General features: G+C 69.1%; 19 protein-coding genes. 6 read left to right on the top strand and 13 right to left on the bottom strand.

Going from position 1 to position 19,350, the window contains the following annotated elements:
• The first annotated feature begins 13 nt into the window (after window positions 1–13).
• Genes IEY58_RS14370 through eutC form a run of 4 tightly spaced genes read left to right on the top strand, consistent with a single transcriptional unit; the run spans window position 14 to window position 3,892 of the window.
• On the top strand, window positions 14–844 hold the full coding sequence (locus tag IEY58_RS14370) for an ABC transporter permease (protein ID WP_189046896.1): 831 nt from the start codon (window positions 14–16) through the stop codon (window positions 842–844).
• 10 nt (window positions 845–854) lie between these two features.
• Window positions 855–1,670: an ABC transporter permease gene (locus IEY58_RS14365; protein ID WP_189046894.1), complete on the top strand. Its 816-nt coding sequence runs from the start codon at window positions 855–857 to the stop codon at window positions 1,668–1,670.
• 32 nt (window positions 1,671–1,702) lie between these two features.
• A complete protein-coding gene (locus IEY58_RS14360) occupies window positions 1,703–3,082 on the top strand; it encodes an ethanolamine ammonia-lyase subunit EutB (RefSeq protein WP_189046892.1) in 1,380 nt (459 codons plus the stop codon).
• 3 nt (window positions 3,083–3,085) lie between these two features.
• Window positions 3,086–3,892 carry an ethanolamine ammonia-lyase subunit EutC gene (gene eutC, locus IEY58_RS14355; RefSeq protein ID WP_189046890.1) on the top strand — a complete coding sequence of 269 codons (807 nt, stop codon included), beginning with the start codon at window positions 3,086–3,088 and terminating at the stop codon, window positions 3,890–3,892.
• Window positions 3,893–4,139: 247 nt separating this feature from the next.
• Here the strand turns inward: eutC and IEY58_RS14350 are convergent, their stop codons facing one another.
• The gene (locus tag IEY58_RS14350; protein WP_189046889.1) at window positions 4,140–4,886 is read right to left on the bottom strand and encodes a hypothetical protein; all 747 of its coding nucleotides are present in this window, start codon (window positions 4,884–4,886) and stop codon (window positions 4,140–4,142) included.
• Between the two features lie 248 nt (window positions 4,887–5,134).
• Window positions 5,135–5,395, bottom strand: a complete 261-nt coding sequence (locus tag IEY58_RS14345) for a hypothetical protein (RefSeq protein WP_189047388.1) — start codon at window positions 5,393–5,395, stop codon at window positions 5,135–5,137.
• Window positions 5,396–5,434: 39 nt separating this feature from the next.
• On the opposite strand from IEY58_RS14345, the gene IEY58_RS14340 reads away from it, so the two are divergent.
• Window positions 5,435–5,683 carry a hypothetical protein gene (locus IEY58_RS14340; protein WP_189046887.1) on the top strand — a complete coding sequence of 83 codons (249 nt, stop codon included), beginning with the start codon at window positions 5,435–5,437 and terminating at the stop codon, window positions 5,681–5,683.
• Window positions 5,684–5,860: 177 nt separating this feature from the next.
• Window positions 5,861–6,460: an RT0821/Lpp0805 family surface protein gene (locus IEY58_RS14335; RefSeq protein ID WP_189046885.1), complete on the top strand. Its 600-nt coding sequence runs from the start codon at window positions 5,861–5,863 to the stop codon at window positions 6,458–6,460.
• Window positions 6,461–6,468: 8 nt separating this feature from the next.
• Here the strand turns inward: IEY58_RS14335 and IEY58_RS14330 are convergent, their stop codons facing one another.
• The 11 genes from IEY58_RS14330 to IEY58_RS14280 form a co-directional block, all read right to left on the bottom strand.
• Window positions 6,469–6,924: a MarR family winged helix-turn-helix transcriptional regulator gene (locus IEY58_RS14330; RefSeq protein WP_189046883.1), complete on the bottom strand. Its 456-nt coding sequence runs from the start codon at window positions 6,922–6,924 to the stop codon at window positions 6,469–6,471.
• Window positions 6,925–6,972: 48 nt separating this feature from the next.
• Window positions 6,973–7,722 carry an ABC transporter ATP-binding protein gene (locus tag IEY58_RS14325; protein ID WP_229743727.1) on the bottom strand — a complete coding sequence of 250 codons (750 nt, stop codon included), beginning with the start codon at window positions 7,720–7,722 and terminating at the stop codon, window positions 6,973–6,975.
• Window positions 7,719–8,486 (bottom strand): ABC transporter ATP-binding protein, encoded by a 768-nt coding sequence (locus IEY58_RS14320; RefSeq protein ID WP_189046881.1) that lies wholly within the window; start codon window positions 8,484–8,486, stop codon window positions 7,719–7,721. Before IEY58_RS14320 ends, IEY58_RS14325 begins: the two co-directional genes overlap by 4 nt.
• Complete coding sequence (locus IEY58_RS14315; protein WP_189046879.1) at window positions 8,473–10,374, bottom strand: ABC transporter permease; 1,902 nt, start codon at window positions 10,372–10,374, stop codon at window positions 8,473–8,475. The genes IEY58_RS14320 and IEY58_RS14315 overlap by 14 nt, the downstream gene beginning before the upstream one ends.
• A gap of 178 nt (window positions 10,375–10,552) precedes the next feature.
• Complete coding sequence (locus tag IEY58_RS14310; RefSeq protein ID WP_229743726.1) at window positions 10,553–11,767, bottom strand: ABC transporter substrate-binding protein; 1,215 nt, start codon at window positions 11,765–11,767, stop codon at window positions 10,553–10,555.
• 188 nt (window positions 11,768–11,955) lie between these two features.
• Window positions 11,956–12,540 carry an amino acid synthesis family protein gene (locus IEY58_RS14305; protein WP_189046877.1) on the bottom strand — a complete coding sequence of 195 codons (585 nt, stop codon included), beginning with the start codon at window positions 12,538–12,540 and terminating at the stop codon, window positions 11,956–11,958.
• Complete coding sequence (locus IEY58_RS14300; protein ID WP_189046875.1) at window positions 12,537–13,121, bottom strand: amino acid synthesis family protein; 585 nt, start codon at window positions 13,119–13,121, stop codon at window positions 12,537–12,539. Before IEY58_RS14300 ends, IEY58_RS14305 begins: the two co-directional genes overlap by 4 nt.
• Window positions 13,114–14,025, bottom strand: coding sequence for a UPF0280 family protein (locus IEY58_RS14295; RefSeq protein ID WP_189046873.1), 912 nt, complete (start codon window positions 14,023–14,025; stop codon window positions 13,114–13,116). The genes IEY58_RS14300 and IEY58_RS14295 overlap by 8 nt, the downstream gene beginning before the upstream one ends.
• On the bottom strand, window positions 14,022–15,512 hold the full coding sequence (locus tag IEY58_RS14290; RefSeq protein ID WP_189046871.1) for a 6-hydroxynicotinate reductase: 1,491 nt from the start codon (window positions 15,510–15,512) through the stop codon (window positions 14,022–14,024). Before IEY58_RS14290 ends, IEY58_RS14295 begins: the two co-directional genes overlap by 4 nt.
• Window positions 15,505–18,279, bottom strand: coding sequence for a molybdopterin-dependent oxidoreductase (locus IEY58_RS14285; RefSeq protein WP_229743725.1), 2,775 nt, complete (start codon window positions 18,277–18,279; stop codon window positions 15,505–15,507). The genes IEY58_RS14290 and IEY58_RS14285 overlap by 8 nt, the downstream gene beginning before the upstream one ends.
• Window positions 18,272–19,135 carry an FAD binding domain-containing protein gene (locus tag IEY58_RS14280; RefSeq protein ID WP_189046867.1) on the bottom strand — a complete coding sequence of 288 codons (864 nt, stop codon included), beginning with the start codon at window positions 19,133–19,135 and terminating at the stop codon, window positions 18,272–18,274. Before IEY58_RS14280 ends, IEY58_RS14285 begins: the two co-directional genes overlap by 8 nt.
• Between the last annotated feature and the right edge of the window lie 215 nt (window positions 19,136–19,350).

The following is a 19,350-nucleotide window of genomic DNA, read 5'->3' as shown; positions in this document are numbered from 1 at the left end:
GAGGAGAGAGGCCATGAGACCGACCATCAGCTGGCTGATCTTGCCAGCCGTGCTCTATCTCCTCGTGGTCTATGTCGTGCCGATCGCGCTGACCTTGGGGACGCCTTTTCAGTCGAGCCTCGGTCAGGGTTGGTCGACGCTCTGGGACGCGCTCACCGACGAGGGTGTCGAGCGCGTGCTCATGATCACGTTCAAGGTCTCGCTCGAAGTGACGGCGATCGCCATCCTGCTGGGTTATCCGACCGCCTATTTCCTGTCGCGCCTGCCGGCCGAACGGGCGGGCAAATACCTGCTCTTGGTGATGTTCCCGCTGCTGACCAGCCTGCTTGTGCGGACCTACGCCTGGATCGCGCTGCTGCAGGACAGCGGCATCGTCAATTCGGCGCTGATGGGCGCCGGCGTCACGGAGGCGCCGGTGCATCTCATGTTCAACGCGTTCGGCACGGTGGTCGGCATGGGCCAGATCCTGCTGCCCTATGCCATCATCACCATGTATGGCGTCATGGTCGGCATCAAGCCGCGGCTGATCCTGACGGCGCAGGTGCTGGGGGCGAGCCCGACCCGCGCGTTCTGGCGCGTGTTCTTCCCGCTGAGCCTGCCGGGCCTGTCGGCCGCGAGCTTGCTCGTGTTCATCATGGGTCTCGGATATTTCGTGACGCCGGCGCTCATGGGCGGGCGCAGCCAGACCATGATCGGCGTGCTGATCCAGCAGGAGGTGTTCACGCTCGGCGACTGGGACATGGCCGCCGTGCTGTCGCTCATCCTGATCGTCATCACCGGCATCCTGCTGGTCATCTACAGCCGCTTCGCCCGGCTGGACCAGCTCGTGCCGGCCGGCTCGTGAGAGGCAGATCATGAGCGCACGCCGCCTTGCCCAAACCTCGACCTGGGTCGCCTGGTGCGCCCGCACGGTCATGGGCTTCCTCGTCATCCCGACGCTGATCATCGTGCCGCTGTCGTTCAACGGCGATCAGTACCTGCATTTCCCGCCGCGCAACCTGTCGCTGCGCTGGTACCAGAATTTCTGGGCGAGCCCCGACTGGCTGGATGCTGCGCGCATGAGCTTCGTGATCGCCATCGCCGTCACGATCCTGGCGGTGCCGCTCGGCACGGCGGCGGCGCTTGCCTTGAGCCGCCTGCGCTTCCGCGGCAAGTCGCTCGTGTTCGGCCTCATGCTGTCGCCGCTGATGGTGCCGGTCGTGGTCCTGGCGCTCGCACTCTATTTCTACTTCAGCACCCTGCATCTCGTGGGCTCCTGGGCCGCGATCGTGCTGGGCCAGACGATCCTCGCCTTTCCGTTCGTGCTGGTGAACGTGCATGCGAGCCTGCAGGGCTATCCGGTGACGCTCGAGCGGGCGGCGCGGACCTTGGGCGCGGGGCCGCTCACCATCTTCTTCCGGGTCACCCTGCCGATCATCCGGCCAGGTGTCATGGCGGGGGCACTCTTCGCCTTCATGGTCTCGTTCGACGAGATCGTGATCGCGCTGTTCCTCGCGAGCCCGGGTGCCACTACCATGCCGGTCAAGATGTGGCTCAGCATGCAATTCTCGATCAACCCGACCATCGCGGCGGTCTCGACCATGGTCACCGGCCTGAGCGTCGCACTGTTCCTGGCCATGGCCTGGGCGCGCCGGCGCACGACCCGGCGCCGGACCGCCCCGGTCACCTGAGCCCGGCCACCTAAAGGGAGACGCGATCCGCCATGTATGCGGCAATCGTCGGCGGCGAGCGCCATGTGTTCGACAGCCTGGCCCAACTCCTGGCGCACGCAACGCCGGCGCGCAGCGGCGACCGGCTCGCGGGCCTGGCCGCCCCCACGGCCGAGACGCGGGTCGCGGCCCAGTTCGCGCTCGCCGATCTGCCGCTCAAGACTTTCCTCGAAGACCTGGTCATTCCCTACGAGGCCGACGAGGTCTCGCGCCTCATCATCGACAGCCACGACGCCGCCGCCTTCACGCCGATCGCCCATCTGACGGTCGGCGGCTTCCGCGACTGGCTCCTGTCGGATACAGCGACGCCCGAGGTGCTGGCGACGATCGCGCCCGGCATCACGCCCGAAATGGCCGCCGCCGTCGCCAAGCTCGCCCGCGTGCAGGACCTGATGGTGATCGCGGCGAAATGCCAGGTGGTGACGCGCTTCCGCAACACGATCGGGCTCGCGGGCCGCCTTTCGACCCGGCTGCAGCCGAACCATCCGAGCGACGATCCGCGCGGCATCGCCGCCAGCATCCTCGACGGGCTGCTGCTGGGCTCGGGCGATGCCACCATCGGCATCAACCCGGCGACGGACAGCCCGAGCCATATCCTCTCGCTGCTCAGGCTCCTGGACGAGATCCGGCAGAAGCTCGACATCCCGACGCAGAGCTGCGTCCTGACCCATGTCACGACCACGCTCGAGCTCATGCGCGCCGGGGCCCCGGTCGACCTCGTGTTCCAGTCGATCGCCGGCACGGAGGCCGCGAACCGCAGCTTCGGCATCGATCTGGCGCTGCTCGCCGAGGCGCGTGACGCCGCACTCTCGCTCCGGCGCGGCACGGTCGGCGACAATGTCATGTACTTCGAGACCGGCCAGGGCTCGGCGCTGTCGGCCAATGCGCATCATGGCGTCGACCAGCAGACGCTCGAGGCGCGCGCCTATGCGGTCGCCCGCGCCTTCCAGCCGCTGCTCGTCAATACGGTCGTGGGTTTCATCGGCCCGGAATATCTCTATGACGGCAAGGAGATCATCCGCGCCGGGCTTGAGGACCATTTCTGCGGCAAGCTCCTGGGCCTGCCGATGGGCTGCGACGTCTGCTACACGAACCATGCCGAGGCCGACCAGGACGACATGGACATGCTCCTGACCCTGCTGACCGCGGCGGGCGTCAATTTCATCATGGGCGTGCCCGGTGCCGACGACGTCATGCTGGGCTACCAGAGCACGTCGTTCCACGACGCGCTTGCCATGCGCGACCTGTTGGGCCGCCGGCCGGCGCCGGAGTTCGAGGCCTGGCTCGACGGGCAAGGCCTGCTCGACAAGGCCGGCCATGTCCGCCCGCGCGACCTGCCGGAGCGGCTACGCCAGCTCCTGCCGGCGGCCTGACCGATGAGCCGCGCGAAACCGCCGGCCACCCCCGGTGACGCCTCAGCCAGTGTTACCTGGTCGAAGCTGCGCACGCTCACGACCGCGCGCATCGGGCTCGCCCGCAGCGGCGCCTCGCTCGCCACGCCGCCGCTCCTGGAGTTCCGCCTGGCCCACGCCCGCGCCCGCGACGCCGTCCACCAGGCCGCCGATTTCCGGGCACTTACGGCGGCATTCGCTGGCTTCGGCATGCCGGTGCTGACGGTCGAGAGTGCAGCACCGGACCGGCCGACCTATCTGATGCGGCCCGATCTCGGCCGGCAGTTGGCCCCGGCGGCGCGCGAGACATTGGCGTCTCATGCCGGCACCGCCGATCTGGTGATCACCGTGGCGGACGGGCTCTCGGCCCAGGCGATCGAGCGGCATGCGGCACCGCTGCTCGGCGCGCTGCTGCCGGCGCTCGCAGCCGAACATTGGCGCCTGGCGCCGCTCGTGCTCGTGAGCCAAGGCCGCGTCGCGATCGGCGACGCGGTGGCGGCCGCCCTCGGCGCCGCGGCCGTCGTCATGCTGATCGGCGAGCGGCCGGGCCTGTCGGCCCCGGACAGCCTCGGCGCCTACGTCACCTGGCGGCCCACGCCCGCCACCACCGATGCCGACCGCAACTGCATCTCGAACATCCGGCCCGAAGGGGTCGGCTATCCGGACGCGGCGTTCAAGCTCGCCTATCTCCTGCGCGAAATGCGCCGCCGCGGCCTTTCGGGTGTCGGCCTCAAGGACGAATCAGGCAGTTTGGGCGAGGCGGTGCTGGGGATGCCGATTGAGGAGAGATGATAGCGGCGGGGTGGAAGGACGGGAGCGGGCCGCTTTCTCCTGACTGCTCACGACCCACTGTTGTCATTCCTGCGCCCGCAGCTGCGCGCCGAAGGCGGACATTTGGGGACAGGCCGCGCGCGACCAAGGTACGCCAACAGCGGCAGTTCGCTGAACGGGGTGCACGCGCTGCCGATCGAGCCCCCGTCGATCCAGCAGCCATGCGCCCGGACCGGCAGGTCGCCCCAGTGGCCGAAAAACCGTTATCCTAGAAAGGCAGGAGATCCAGGGTCAGTTCGCCGAACCAGGGCGGCGTCGGGGCACAGAGGTCCTTGCGACGCCACTTGTCCTGGGGATTGTCCTGCGCAAGGCCCGGGAAACCGCCCCATTCCAGAATCGCGACGCGTAGATATGGTACGAAACCGATCCCTCGCCATTCTTCATGAAATGTCGCGTCGGCACCTGGGTCCGGAAGAGCGATAGCGTATGCTGCGCCGCCGCTGACGTTGTCCTTGTGCAGGACATCCGGCGCGAGCGGGCACATGAAGACGCCGTCCGGATTCCCGCTCTGCTCCCAATCAAGTAGGTCGAGTAGAGCATAGTCGGGCGGCGAGACAAACAATGGATCGCTATAGTCTGGCCAGCCTTCTGGCGCGCAGCCAATCAGCGAGACTGTACCGACGACCTGCCAGAACGCACAAAGGGACAGGGGAATCGGCCCCACCCGTTTCTCCAGTTCGAGGACATCGGCCAGCAGGGTGGCGTCGGGGTGACCATGAGCCCGGAGCGTTGCCGCAGGCACCGTGCCATCGGGATAGACGTCGAACTGATAGGAATGAGTTGCTAGCCGATCGATGATGCGATCGACGTTCTCCGCTACCCGAGTCATTGTCGCGTCGGCGACCGCTCGGGCATCCTCGATCAGCGCTGGGGCGCGGACCGAGGCCCCGAGCGCCGTCAACTCCTGCCAGACCGCAATGTATTCGCCTGCTTCATATCGCGCGTGATACGTCATGCGACCAGTCCGACCTATTAAACGAACGCAACCAGTTGTCGCGCATCCCGGCGGGTTCAGCTTAGCGCGTGTCAAATGAAACAACACCAAGAGAAGCAGAGCTTTCGGCGGAACTCCTCATCCCGAGCCGACCGCTCGAATCGCACCGCGCCATGGGCCGCTTCGGGTCAGATCCGGCCGGGCCGACCGGAATCTTGAGTGTCCGGTTTCGCCTCATGGCAACGGAAACCAGACAGACCGCTTCCTACCTATTCCAGCTTGCAGCAACCAAGCCCATGCCACCGCTTCGGCGCATTGGCGTTGATTGACCGAATGACGCAGGTGACCGCGCCACCGACGCCCTTGACCGTGGCGCCGTCCAGGGCGATCAGGCGCCCGAGCTTGTTCTGCGACGACTTCGGCGACGACGGGCCGACCTCGGCGAGCTTGGCCGCGGCCGCGAACTGGGGGGTAGGCCCGAAGGAGGCCGGCGCGCCGGGGCTCCGACCTTGGATGCGGTTGGCGGTCAATCGTGCTATTGTGGAGATCTCCCTAGAAGGAATTGAACAGTGACCCCAGGACCTGTTCAAATCGACATCGAGGCGGCGCTGGTCGATCCCAGGGCCTTCTTCGCGCAGCCGCAGGAAGTGGTTGTGCACCCTCAGCTGTCGCGTGAGGTCAAGCTCAAGGTGCTGCGGCAGTGGAAGCTGAACGCGCTCAATCTGGCGGTTGCCGAGGGCGAAGGCATGGGCGGCGGCGAGGAGAGCATGCTCGGCCGCGTCGAAGCCGCCATCCGGGCGTTGGGGGGAAGCGCCTGAGCGCAGCGCTCCCCACGCGCCGGGCCCGAGCCCAAACTTGCCACAGATATCCTACGGCATACGGCGTATGCCGTGGCCGTTGTGATGCGGGACGAGCTTGATCGGCATTCCGATCGGACCGCCCCGAGCCACTCAAGCGCCTGAGAAGGGCGCCTTCCAGCCGCCACGGAGATCTCCTTGCCGCACTTCAACCTTGCGATCCGCTTCCGCTCCCCCATCATCGCGCTTGCCATGATCGCGGCCGCCGGCCTTGCGCCGGCCGCGTCCGCGTTCGCCCAGGGCTACGGGGGCCAGGGCTACGGGGGTCAGGGCAACGGGGGCCAGACCTATGGCACCGACAATCGGGCCTGCGATCGCTCGTCGCTCGCCAACGTGTTCAGCACGTCCCAGAACAACCTCATCGGCTCGGCGCTGGGCGGTGCCGCCGGCGGCCTGCTCGGCAGCCAGTTCGGCAAGGGCTCGGGCCACACGGTCATGACGATTGCCGGCGTCCTGAGCGGCGCCTTGGCCGGCGGCGCCATCGGCCGGTCGATGGAGCCGGTCGACCAGGGTTGCGTCAACCAGACGCTCGAGCATGCCCCGACCGGGCAGACCGTCGCCTGGCAGAACCCCGACCAAGGGTCGTCCTATTGGGTGACACCCACCAACACCTATCAGTCGAACGACGGCACGCCCTGCCGTCGCTACGTCACCACGGCCCTGATCGATGGCCAGCAGCAGCGTGTCCAGGGAACCGCCTGCCGCCAGCAAGACGGCACCTGGAAGCAGCAGCAGTAGGGCTGTTCCTACCTAAGCTTCCTCAACAACGCCAAAAACTGCGCCTGTTCCTCCGGCGTCAGCGGCGCCAGGGTCTCCTCGGTGATCCTGGTGCCGGCTGGGAGGGCTTCGGCGGCGACGGCGCGGCCGAGGGCGGTCAAGGCCACGACAAGCAAGCGGCCGTCGTCCGGGTCGGGGCTGGTCTCGGTCAGGCCGCGCTTGGTCAGCCGGTCGATGACGCCCTTGATCGTGGCGCCGTCCATGGCGGTCAAGCGCCCGAGCTTGTTCTGCGACGACGGGCCGACCTCGGCGAGCTTGGCCAAGGCTGCAAACTGGGTCGGCGTCAGGTCCTCGACCATGAGCGCCACGAAGATCGATGTATGGCGCTGCGCCGCCTGGCGCAGGATGAAGCCGACCTGATCGTCGAGCCGATAGACGGTCTCCGAACGACGACGCTGCTTCGTGTCGAACGCATCGACGGGCATGCTTCCTCCAGGCCTGCTTTCTTGTTCCCCATCACACCGCGAGAACCGTCACACTGCAAGATAGGCATCGCGGATCGCCGGGTCGGCGTCGATCTCGGCGATCGTGCCGGAAAAACGCACCCGCCCCTTCTCGATGATATAGGCCCGATCCGAGATGAGGCGCGCGAAATGCAGGTTCTGCTCCGAGATCACCATGGCGAGCCCCTCGCGTTTCATGGCGATGATCGCGGCCGCCATCTGCTCGACGATCTTGGGCGCCAAGCCCTCCGACGGCTCGTCGAGCAGCACCAGCGACGGATTGCCCATGAGCGTGCGGGCGATGGTCAGCATCTGCTGCTCGCCGCCGCTCATCCGCCCACCCAGGCGCCGGCGCAGCTCGCCCAGGTTCGGGAACAGCGCATAGAGCTTGTCCGGTTCCCAGGCGGGCGCCCCCGCGCGCGGCCGCTGCCGGCCGACCGACAGGTTCTCCTCGACCGTGAGCTCGGTGAAGATGCGCCGGTCCTCCGGCACGTAGCCGAGGCCCCGCCGCGCGATCTCGTGCGGCGGCAGCCGCGAGATGTCGGCACCGCCGAAACGCACCTGGCCCTGGCGCGCCGGCACCAGGCCGGCGATGGCGCGGAAGGTCGTCGACTTGCCGGCGCCGTTGCGGCCGAGGAGCGCCACGACCTCGCCCGGCGCGACGTCGAGCGCCACATCGTAGAGAATATGCGCAGGTCCGTAGAAGGCGTTGAGCCCCTCGACATGCAGGCCTTCGACGTGCTGGCCTTCGACGTGCTGGCCTTCGACGTGCGGGCTCACGATGCCGCCTCCGCGTGATAGAGCCGCCCCTCGCCCAGATAGATCTGTCGCACCTGGTCGTTCGCCCTGACCTCGGCCGGCCGGCCCTCGGCGATGAGCGCGCCGCGGTTCAGCACCATGATCCGGTCGGCATGCTCGAACACCACGTCCATGTCGTGCTCGGTGAAGAGCACGCCCATGCGGCGGTCGCGCGCGATGCGTGCCGTCAAGCGCATGAGCGCGACACGTTCCTTGGGCGCCATGCCGGCGGTCGGCTCGTCCATCAACAAAAGTTTGGGTCGGTTGGCGAGCGCCACCGCCAGCTCGACGCGCTTCAGGTCGCCATAGGCGAGCTCGCCGCACGGCCGCTCCGCGGCATCGTCCATGCCGACGAGGCCGAGGAGCCGGTCGGCCTCGTCCGCTTCGAGCCGGCCGGCGAAGCGCCAGACGTCATGGATGGCCCGCGCGTGGGACAGCAGCGCCATCTGTACATTCTCGCGCACGGTCATGGAGCCGAAGGTCTGGGTGATCTGGAACGTGCGGCCGACGCCCAGGCGCCAGATCGCGCGCGGCGTCAATCCCACGAGCTCGCGCCCGTCGAGCTTGACGCTGCCCTGGTCCGGGCGGATCTGGCCGTTCAGCATGTTGAAGCAGGTGCTCTTGCCGGCACCGTTCGGGCCGATGAGCGCCAGGATCTCGCCGGCGTCGAGCGCGAAGGCGACGCCGCGCACCGCCTCGATGCCGCCGAACGCTTTGCGCAGGTTCTGGACCTCAAGCAGCATCATGCACCTCCGCCGCCCGCTCGGCGGGCGCCTCGGGTGGCGCCTCGGGCGGTGGGTGCTGCCGGCGATGCAGCAGGTCGCCCATGAATCCCAGGATGCCCTTGGGGCAGGCGACGACCAGCAGCACGATGACGGCGCCCAGCACCAGCTTCGACCAGTCGGTCTGGCTCATCAGCCAGATCGACAGCGTCTTGTAGACGAGCGCCCCGGCGACGCCGCCCGTGATCGTGCCGACGCCGCCCAGCAGCACCATGACCAGCCCGTCGATCGACTGCGGAATGCCGAGTACATCCGGGAAGACGCTGCCCTTGAGCACGGCGTAGAGCGCACCGGCCAGCGCCGCGACCGTGCCCGACAGCACGAAGGCGGCCCATTGGATGCGCATGCGGTCGAGCCCGAGCGAATCGGCGCGCAGCGGCGCGTCGCGGAGGGCACGCAGCGCATAGCCGAACGGCGACAGCAGCACCCGGCGCAGAAGGGCGATCAGCACGACCGCGAGCAGCAGGGTCAGCTCGTAGAAGCGCGCCGGTGTCGCGAGCCAGGCATCGGGCCAGACGCCGAGGATGCCGTTGTCGCCGCCGGTGACGCTCACCCATTGGAAGGCGAGCGACCAGACGATCTGGGCGAAGGCCAGGGTCAGCATGGCGAGATAGACGCCTGCCAGCCGGACCGAGAACCAGCCGAAGAGCGCTGCCCCCACGAGGCCTGCGAGCGGGGCTGCGGCAACGGCCGCCAGCGTCGCGAAGCCGGCCTGCTTGACGAGGAAGGCCGCGGCATAGGCGCCCAAGCCGAAATAGGCGGCATGGCCGAAGGATGCCAAGCCGCCGCCGCTCATCAGGAACTGCAGGCTCATCGCGAAGATCGCGAAGATCAGGATCTCGGCGCCAATGGTCATGAGATAGGGCCCGGCGCCAAGCGGCAGCAGCGCCGCCAATGCCACCAGGGCCGCGAGCACCGCCCGCTCACGCGGGACGAGCGGCCGCCATGGCCGAATCGCCGTCGCGGCGGGCGCGCGCTGCACGGCGTCCGGCTTGCCGAACAGGCCCCAGGGCCGGATCACCAGCACGACCGCCATGACCAGGAACACGAGAACGAGCGAGATGCGCGGCAGGATCAGGATGCCGAAGGCGTTGAGTTCGGACACGATCACCGCCGCGACAAAGGCGCCGGGCAGGGAGCCGAGGCCGCCGATCACCACGATGACGAAGGCCTCGACGATGATGCCCAGGTCCATGCCGTGATTGACCGCGTCGCGCGGCAGCTGCACGGCACCGCCGAACGCGGCCAGGCCCACGCCCAAGGCAAAGACGCCGGTGAAGAGCCATTTCTGGTTGACGCCGAGCGACGCAACCATCTCGCGGTCCTGGGTCGCCGCGCGCACCAGCACGCCGAACCGGGTGCGGTGGAACAAGAGCCAGAGCAGGCCCAGCACGACCGGCCCCAGCACCAGCAGAAGCAGATCGTAGGACGGCACCGGCTGGCCCAGGATCTCGACGGCGCCCTTGAAGCCCGGCGCCCGGCGGCCGACCAGGTCGTCCGGCCCCCAGACGAGCACGACCAGGTCCTCGACCATGAGCGTCATGCCGAAGGTCGCGAGCAGCTGGAACAGCTCCGGCGCCTGATAGAGCCGGCGTAAGAGCAGCATCTCGACGAGCGCCCCCACGACCGCAACCGCGAGCGCCGCGAGCACGAGCCCGCCCCAGAAGCCGAAGCCGCCTTCGAGCCGCTCCGTCAGCGTGTAAGCGACATAGGCGCCGGCCATGTAGAAGGCGCCATGGGCGAAATTCACGATCCGCGTGACGCCGAAGATGATGGAGAGCCCGGCCGCGACCAGGAACAAGGACGCGGCATTGGCGAGACCCGTCAGAAACTGAGCGACCAGAAAACCCATCGAGACCTGCTTCAGCTAGATCCTCGGCAGCTTCGTCAACCCTCGCCCGCGCAAGCGGGAGAGGGTGGCGAGCGCGAGCGAGCCGGGTGAGGGTTGCGCCGCAGCACCCCCTCACCCTTCCCGGCCCCGAGGAGCCGGGCCCCTTCCCTCTCCCGCTCGCGCGGGCGAGGGAGCGATGTCACTCCTTCGGCCGGAGCTTCGCGACTTCCTCGTCGCTCGGCAGGTATTTGGCGCCGTCGCGGTAGGCGAAGTCGACCATGACCGGCTTGCCGTCCTTGAGCGCGGTCTTGCCGACGAAGGCACCCAGCGTCGATTGATGGTCGATCTTGCGGAAGGTGATCGGGCCGAACGGCGTCGCGACGCCGAGCCCCTCGGCCGTCGCGATCAGCTTCTCCGTATCGGTCGAGCCGGCCTTGGCCAAGAGCGCCGCGATCGTCTTGACCGAGCTGTAGCCCACGATCGAGCCCAGCCGCGGCGGCTCGTTGTATTTCGCCTGATAGGCCTTCAGGAACGCGTCATGCTCCGGTGTGTGGATGCCGTACCAAGGATAGCCGGTGACGATCCAGCCCTCAGGCGCCTCGTCCTTCAAGGGATCGAGATACTCGGGCTCGCCGGTCAGGAAGCTCACGACCGACTTGCCCTTGAACAGGCCGCGCGTGTTGCCCTCGCGCACGAACTTGACGAGGTCGGGGCCGAACTCGACGTTGAGGATCGCCTCCGGATTGTCGGCGGCCAGCGCCTGGGTCACGGCACCCGCGTCGATCTTGCCCTGGGTCGGCCATTGCTCGCCGACCCACTGGATGTCGGGGCGCTTCGCCGACAGAAGCTGCTTGAACACGGCGACGGCCGACTGGCCGTATTCATAGTTGGGTGCCACCGTCGCCCAGCGCTTGGCCGGCAGTTTCGCCGCTTCCTCCGCCAGCATCGCCGCCTGCATGTAGTTCGACGGGCGGAGCCGGAATGTGTAGTGGTTGCCCTGGCTCCAGGTAATAGCGTCGGTCAAGGGCTCGGCACCCAGGAAGAACACCTTCTTCTGCTTGGCGAAGTCGGACACGGCGAGGCCGATGTTCGAGAAGAACGTGCCGAACAGCAGCACCGCATGGTCGTTCGCGACGAGCTCGTTCGCCGCCGTCACCGCGTCGCCCGGCTTGCCGCCGTCGTCGCGCGACACGATCGCGAGCTTCTTGCCCATGACGCCGCCGGCGGCATTCACCTCCTCGAGCGCCAACTGCCAGCCCTTGCGGTAGGGCTCGGTGAAGGATGGCAGGGCCGAATAGGAATTGATCTCGCCAACCGTGACCGCGTCCTCGGCCCGGGCCGCCGGGCTCGCGCCCCCGACACTCCAGACCGCGAGCGCCAACGCCGCCCCCGCGCAAAGCCGCTTCATCGCCATGTGCCTGTCCCCTCTCGTCCGAAGTCCCTGTCGTGAATTGGTATATTTGTCTATTTAGCGTCGTTCCCGCGAGAGGCGGGAATCCAGGGCGAGCGCTCGGTGCTTACCGACAGCCTTTACGGCTACCCCTGCGACAAGCCTGCGGCTTGCGCATGGATCCCCGCCTTCGCGGCGATGACGTTCGTTTTTTACCGCAACCCGTCCTCGCCCTTGATCTGGTCCTTGGTGAGGCCGCCGACGCGCGGCAGCGGGCGGCCGCTGTCGGTGACGGCGACGGCGACCACGATCTCGCGCGCCCGGGGCGCGTCCGGCACGCGCACTTCCATGCCGTCGAAATGGCTACGCACGAAGGCCGCGTCCTTGTGGCCCAAGGGGATGTCGAGCACCACGCCCGGCCCGCCGCGCTTCTTCGACGACGGGATCAAGGCCGCCCCCTTCCCCAGCACCTGGCGGACCGGCGTGCCGAGCTTCGGATGCAGGATGGCGGCGGCGTGCTCGAGCTCGCCATCCTCGCCGACGGCCGCCGCCTTGCCGTAGCTCTCGGCCCGGTCGCCGGGGATGCCGAGGGCGGCAACCGCCCGCTCGGTCAGGAGCCGGCCCAGCTCCTCGCCGATCTCGGTCAGGAGCGTCAGGTCCTCGACATAGGTGCCGGCATAGGGGTTCTCGATCACGGCGACGGCCGCGGCCCGGCGCGTCGCCGGCTCGACCGGCCGGCCCATCTCGAGCCGGGTCTCCTCGAGAAACGTCAGGAGCTTGCGGATCTTCGTCTTCATCTCAAGCCATCCTCTCCCTTGATCTCGGATGCCTTCAGGCCGCCGGCGCGGTTATGGATGCGGGCACCCGTCGTCATGACCAGCGCCAGCAGCATCTCGTCAGCCTTAGGCGCGTCCGGAATGCCGACCTCCATGGCGTCGAAATGGCTGCGCACATAGGAGGCGTCGATATGGGTCACCGGCACGTCGAGCCGCGTGCCCGGCCCGCCCACCTTCTTGGTCGACGGCACGATCGCCTTGGCGCCGCCCAGGATCTCACGCATGGCGTAGCCGCCCGGCGCATGCCAGAGCGCGCCATGCTCGAGCTCGCCCGCCGCACCGACGATGGCACCCTTGCCGTAGCCCTGGATCGCCTTCGGATCGCCGCCGAGCGCCGTCACCAGCCGGCGCGCCATCTCGAGGCCGAGCGGCTCCAGGTCCTTCATGAACGGCTGGATGTCCTCGACATAGCGCCCGGCGAAGGGATTACGGATGACGACGAGCGCGGCACCGCGCTTCAACGGCACGGCCGCGGGCGGACCGCCCTCGTGAAAGATCTCTTCGACGATGATCGCGCGTTTGCGCAGCACGACTTCAGGCATGAGGCATCCTCCGGAACGATTCGGTTTCTTCGGGCAGCGGCGAGGGTGGCGGCAGGGAGCCCAGCCGGCCGATCGTCCGCGTCGCGCCCTGCAGATGCAAGGAAGCGCCGACGATCCGCCCGGCACGGATGAGGCCGGAGGCCCGGGCAATGCCGGCGGCGAGCGCGCGGTCCCGCTCCGCCGGGTCGAGCGGCACCACCGCCCGCGTGACCAGGCGCGAGCCCAGGTCGGTGTTCGGGTCGATGCTGTCGGCGGCCACGCGCAGGATGCCCGGATGGCCGGGCAGATCGACCGCATTCGCGAGGATGGTCGCCGCTGCGTCCGCATCGGCCGCACGCGCCGCCAGCACCGTCACCGCATCGGCGATGCCGAGCGAGAAGGACCGGCCGTGCCGGCCGCTGGTCGCGATGCCGAAGATGCCGTCCTCGGCGCCGAGCCGCGCCGTGCCGATCATCGACGGCCGGTCCGGCCGGTCGATCAGGCCGGCGGTGAGGCTCTCGCCCGGTTCGATATGAAGCGCAATGTCGCCGCCGTTGTTCACATAGGCCCGGTCGAGCGGGGCGGCTTCGACCATCGCCGCCAGCACCGCCTCGGCCACGGCGCCGGCGACGGCGGCCATGGGCGTGATGAAGCATTCCGCGGCATAGGGCTCGACCGCCGCGCACATGCGGCGCGCGATCGGGCCCGCCGGCACCGGGACATGGCCGCCGGCCGGCGCCCTGAGGATCACAAGCTCATCGCACAACTCGTCGAGCAGCCCGTTCATCCGCGCCGCCGCCGCCCGGTGCGCCGCGCGCACAGCCGCGGGCGCGCCCCAGGCCTCCAGGATCAGGTCGATCGGCCCGTCATGGAGATGGACGCGCCGCCCGTCGGGCAGCAGGCGGATGAGCGGCGGCTCCCTCATCCATGCGACCTTTTGGCGTCCGACGGCGCCAGCGGCCAGGGATTGCCCTGGAGTTGCGGCAGCTTGCGCCCGCCCTGGCCCGCCAGCACCTGGTCGAGCGGCCGCAGATGGTCGAGATGGCCGCCGAGCGCCGCGTAATCCTCGAGCCGCATGGTGAACTCGATCGGCGCCACCAAGGCCGGCGTCGGCACATAGCCGAAGGCATTGTCCGGCACGCGCGTCACGTCGACCATGAAGGTGATGCCGCCGCCGGGCCAGACATAGACCGGCGCCCCGCCGCAGGTGACGTAGGTGAGGGCATCCTTGACCGAGCGGGTGAGGCGGACCGGGTTCTCGGTGACGCCGGCGCGGAGCGAACCGCCGGCGCCGCCCATGAAGAGGACGGTCGACAGCGCCGGCTCGCAATTCTCCTTCACCCGCTCGACCGATTCGACGAGGGGCGCCGGCAGGTCGCGTTCGACGGGCCGGAGCGCCTCGTCCAGCTCGTAATAGCCATATTGCTCGCCGGTCGTGCTGATCATCAGCAGCGACAGGCCGGGCCGGGCGACCTTCGGGTCGAACGGCCCCAGGATCGACAGCGGGTCCGTAATCGCGGTGCCGCCCCAGCCGGTGCCCGGATCGGCGACCTCGAAATAGCGGCCCGGCGTCGAGCGGCGGCCGGTCATGCGGATGCCGGTCTCCTTGACGCCCAATACCTTGCCGGCCTGGTGCTCCGACAGCACGCCGGTAATGTGGTCGTCGATCACCACGACCTCGTCGACCTTGCCGAACCATTGGCGCGCGAACATGCCGATGGTGGCCGAGCCGCAGCCGACGCGCATGCGCTCCTCGAGCATGCCGTTCACGACCGGCGGCTTGCCCGCCTGGACCAGTACGGTCGCACCCTCGTCGACCGTAAGCTCGACTGCCTTGCCGTTGCACAGGTCCAGGAGCGCTTCGCAGGTCGCGCGCCCCATCTTCTTGCCGCCGCCGGTCAGGTGGTTGACGCCGCCCAAGGACAGCATCTGCGAGCCGTATTCGCCGGTCGTCACATGGCCGATCGTCTCGCCCTTGGCGCGGACCGGCGCGCGCTCGGGGCCCAGGTGCCGGTCGGTGTCGATCTTCACCTTGACGCCGCAATAGCTGAAGATGCCCTCGGTCACGACCGTCACCATGTCGACGCCGTCGATCTGGGACGACACGATGAACGGTGCCGGCTTGTAGTCGGGATAGGTCGTGCCGGCGCCGATCGCCGTCACGAACCGGCCGCCCGGCTTCACCAGGTCGCCGTCCCATTCCTCCGACCGTTCCAGGAACTCGACGACCGGCTCGCCGCGGTCGACCGCCCGGTCGAGGATGACGTGGGGGTCGACGCGCACCAGGTCGCCGTTGTCGTTCATGTAGCGGTCGCAGGCGCCGGTCATGCCGGGCTTGATGAAGCACATGACCGGGCAGGCGTCGCAGCGGATCTTGTCGCCGTCGCGGACGAGGGCGGAGGAGTCAGGCATCGGAGTCTTCCTCGGCAGAAAGCGCACGGATCGCCGCCCGCACCCGGTCCGGGGTCGCGGGCACGCGCGTGATGCGCGCGCCGGTCGCATCGTAGATGGCGTTCAAGATGGCCGGCGCAGTCGGGATCAGCGCCTGCTCGCCGATGCCCTTGGCGCCGAACGGACCGATCGGCGACGCGTCCTCGATCAGGATCGAGGTCACCGGCGGCATGTCGCCCACGGTCGGGATCAGGTAGTCATGCAGGTTCTCGCCCTTGCCGGGGAAGAATTCCTCCATGAGCGCCAGGCCCAGGCCCTGCGCGGCCCCGCCCTCGATCTGGCCTTCGAGCAAGGTCGGGTTGATCGCGCGGCCGACGTCATGCGCCGCGGTCAGCTTCAGCACCTTGACCGTGCCCAGCGCAATGTCGACCTCGACCTCGGCCAGATGCGCGCCATAGCCGAAGACCGCATAGGGCTCGCCCTGGCCGTTCTCGTCCAAGGGGCTCGTCGGCGGATCGAACGTCTCCTCGACCGACAGCACGTAGCCGCGCGCATCGACCGGCAAGTCGACGAGGGACAGGATGCGCGCATGGCCGCGCTCCTCGACCGCGATGCGGCCGTCGCCGAAGATGAGCCGAGCGTCCTCGCCGGCATTGGCCTCGCGCAGGATCGCACGCCGGAGCGCCTGGCCGGCAAGGAACGCCGCCTTGCCGCTGACGAAGGTCTGGCGCGAGGCCGAGGTCTTGCCGCAGTCGGGCGTCAGGTCCGTGTCGCTCGACACCAGGTCGAAGAGCTCGAGCGGTGCGCCCAGCGCGTCGGCGCAGATCTGCGTCACGACCGTGTTCGAGCCCTGGCCGATGTCGACCGCGCCCTGGTGCAGCGTGAGCCGGCCGTCGGGCCTGAGGCCCAGCCGCATGGTCGAAGGATTGGGCAGCGAAGTATTGCCGCAGCCGTACCACATGCCGGCAAAGCCGACGCCGCGCCGCAGAGGCCCGGTCGCCGCCGCATTGAACGCCCGGGCCTCGGCATGCGCGGCGTCGCGGCGCGGGCGCAGCGCCTCGAGGCAGGCGCGGATGCCGACGCCCGCCTCGAACACCTGGCCCGTCACCGTCGGCACGCCCGGCCCGAGCGCATTCCTGATGCGGAAGTCGAGCCGGTCGATGCCGAGCTTGTCCGCCAGCTCGTCGAACAATTGCTCCTGTGCAACCGCCGCCTGCGGCACGCCGAAGCCGCGGAAGGCGCCGGCCGGCACCAGATTCGTGTGCACCGCCCGGGTCAGCGCCCGGTAATGCGGGATGAAGTAGGGCCCGGAGGCGTGGACCGGCACGCGGTTCGCGACCGTAGGCCCCCAGGAGGCATAGGCGCCGGTGTTGAAGTCGCCCGAGAAATCCATGGCCGTGAGGCGGCCGTCGCGCGCGGCCCCGATCCGCACCCGCATGCGCGCCGGATGCCGCTTGGTCGTGGTCATGATCGACTCGACGCGCGAATAGACCATGCGCACCGGCCGGTGGAGATGCCAGGCGGCGAGGGCGATGAACGGCTGCACCGAGAGGTCGAGCTTGGAGCCGAAGCCGCCGCCAACTGCGGTCGGGATGATGCGCACGGCTTCCACCGGCAGCCCCAGGATGCGCGCGACATCGTCGCGGTCCATATAGGGCGCCTGGGTACAGGCCTGAATCTCGATCCGGTCGCCGACGCGGCGCGCGAAGCCGGCCTCGGGCTCGATATAGGCGTGCTCGACGAAGCCGGTCTCGAAGCGGCCCTCGACCTCGACCTCGGCCGCCGCAAAGCCGGCTTCGAGATCACCGCGCACGACGCGGCCGCGGGTCAGGATGTTGCCCGGCCGGCCGTCGTGGAGCTTCGGCGCTGCCTCGTCCAGCGCGGCGTCGACATCGACGAGCGGCGGCAGTTCCTCCCAGGTAACCGGGAAGTCGCCAAGATTGAGCGCCGCCAGCGCCTCAGGCTCGCCCGCCACGGCGGCGACCGCCTCGCCACGGAAGCGTGCTTCGCCGACCGCGAACACCGGCTGGTCGGCGAACGGGCCGATGACGCCATAGCAATTGTCGCCAGGGACGTCGTCGGCGGTGAACACGCGCACGATGCCCGGATGGCTCGCCACGAAGCCGTCGAGATCGCCGAAGCGGAAGCGGGCGCGATGGTGCGGCGAGCGGATCGCCCGCACGGCCAGCGCATCGGCCGGCACCTCGTCCGCGCCAAAGATCTCGCTGCCGTCGATCTTGCGCCGGCCGTCGAGCCGCTCGACGCGCGTGCCGACCGCAGCGCCGGCCACGGGCGAGGCGACGGTTTCGCGGGCGGGGCCGCCGCCCGCCTCGAGCACCGCCTCAACGATCTTGCGATAGCCGGTGCACCGGCACAGCACGCCGCCGATCGCGTCCATCACTTGGGCTTCGGTTGGCCTCGGCTCGCGATCGAGCAGCGCCGTCGCGGCACCCAGCATGCCCGGCGTGCAGATGCCGCACTGGGCGGCGCCATGCTTCAAGAAGGCGCGCTGCAGCGCTGCGGCCGACGGGCTCGCGTCGGGCAGCCCTTCGATGCTGGTCACCGTCCGCCCGCGCACCTGGCCGACGGCGATCAGGCAGGAACAGACCGGGTCGCCGTCGAGCAGCACCGTGCAGGCGCCGCAATCGCCGGCGTCGCAGCCGACCTTGGTGCCGACGAGCCCCAGCTCGTCGCGCAGCACGGCCGAGAGACGGGTGATCGGTGCTGAGCCGACCTCGACCCGGCAGCCGTTGAGCTCGAAACCGAGCCGGGGAGCGGAATCAGGCACGGGCAGGCTCCATGGCGGCGGACTCCGTGAGACAGGCATCGAGCGCACGGCCGACGAGGGTCAGCGCGGCATCGCGTCGGTAGGTCGCGGTCGCGCGGACGTCGTCGATCGGCTGCAAGGGGGCGAGATGCGCCGGCTCGACCAGGGCCGCGAGACCGGACGCGGCGGGAGCGCCAACCAACGCCTGCTCCAGGGCCGGCAACCGGCGGGCGACCGCCGAGCAGGAGCCGACCGCGACGCGGGCATTCGCAACCCGGCCTGCCGCATCGAGCGTCAGCTCGGCCGCGACCATGACGATCGAGATCACAAGGTAGCGCCGGGCGCCCAGCTTGATGAAGCGCGATCGGGCGGCAGCGGGCGGCGGCGGCACCAGGATCGCGACCATGATCTCGTCCGGGGCGAGCGCCGTGCGCCGCGGCCCGAGGATGAACTGGTCGAGCGGCAGCACACGCCGGCCGGCCGGGCCCATGAGCTCGACCGACGCGTCGAGCGCCAGCAGCGGCGGCACGCCGTCGGCCGCCGGCGAGGCGTTGCAGAGATTGCCGGCGATCGTGCCGGCATTCTGGATCTGCCAGCCGCCGACCTCGCGCGCCGCGGCCCGGAGCGCATCGAACGCCGGCGGCAGCTCGGCCGCGCCGGCGATGGTGCTCCAGGTCGTGCCGGCGCCGATGCGGATGCCGTCGGCGGCGATCCGGATGCCCTTCAGCGCGTCGAGCGCGGAAATATCGAGCACCGGCCCCACGACGGGTCGGTCGCCCTGGCCTGGAAAGAAATCGGTGCCGCCGGCGAGAATTCGCCCGCCCTGGCTCGCCAGAACGCCGATCGCCTCGTCGATGGTCGTCGGTCGGACATACATCCGCCTGCTCCCAGTGAAATCACTCTGAACGGAAATCGCCCTGGACACGGCCGACGCCCGCGATCTTACGCCCGGATCTATCGTTGGTGTACAAACGATCCTGCGCGCGTGTCCCGGCACCTGTCAAGCCGTGACATCGGGGGTTTTTCCGGCATTGCCGCGACGAAGCGCACCGCTGGCCGTTAGCCGACCATCGAGCAACGACAAGGCCATGG

This window comes from Aliidongia dinghuensis (assembly GCF_014643535.1).
In the GTDB taxonomy this organism is placed as follows: Bacteria; Pseudomonadota; Alphaproteobacteria; order ATCC43930; family CGMCC-115725; genus Aliidongia; species Aliidongia dinghuensis.
The sequence above is the reverse complement of the archived record's forward strand: the minus strand, read 5'-3'. Positions and strand labels throughout refer to the sequence as shown.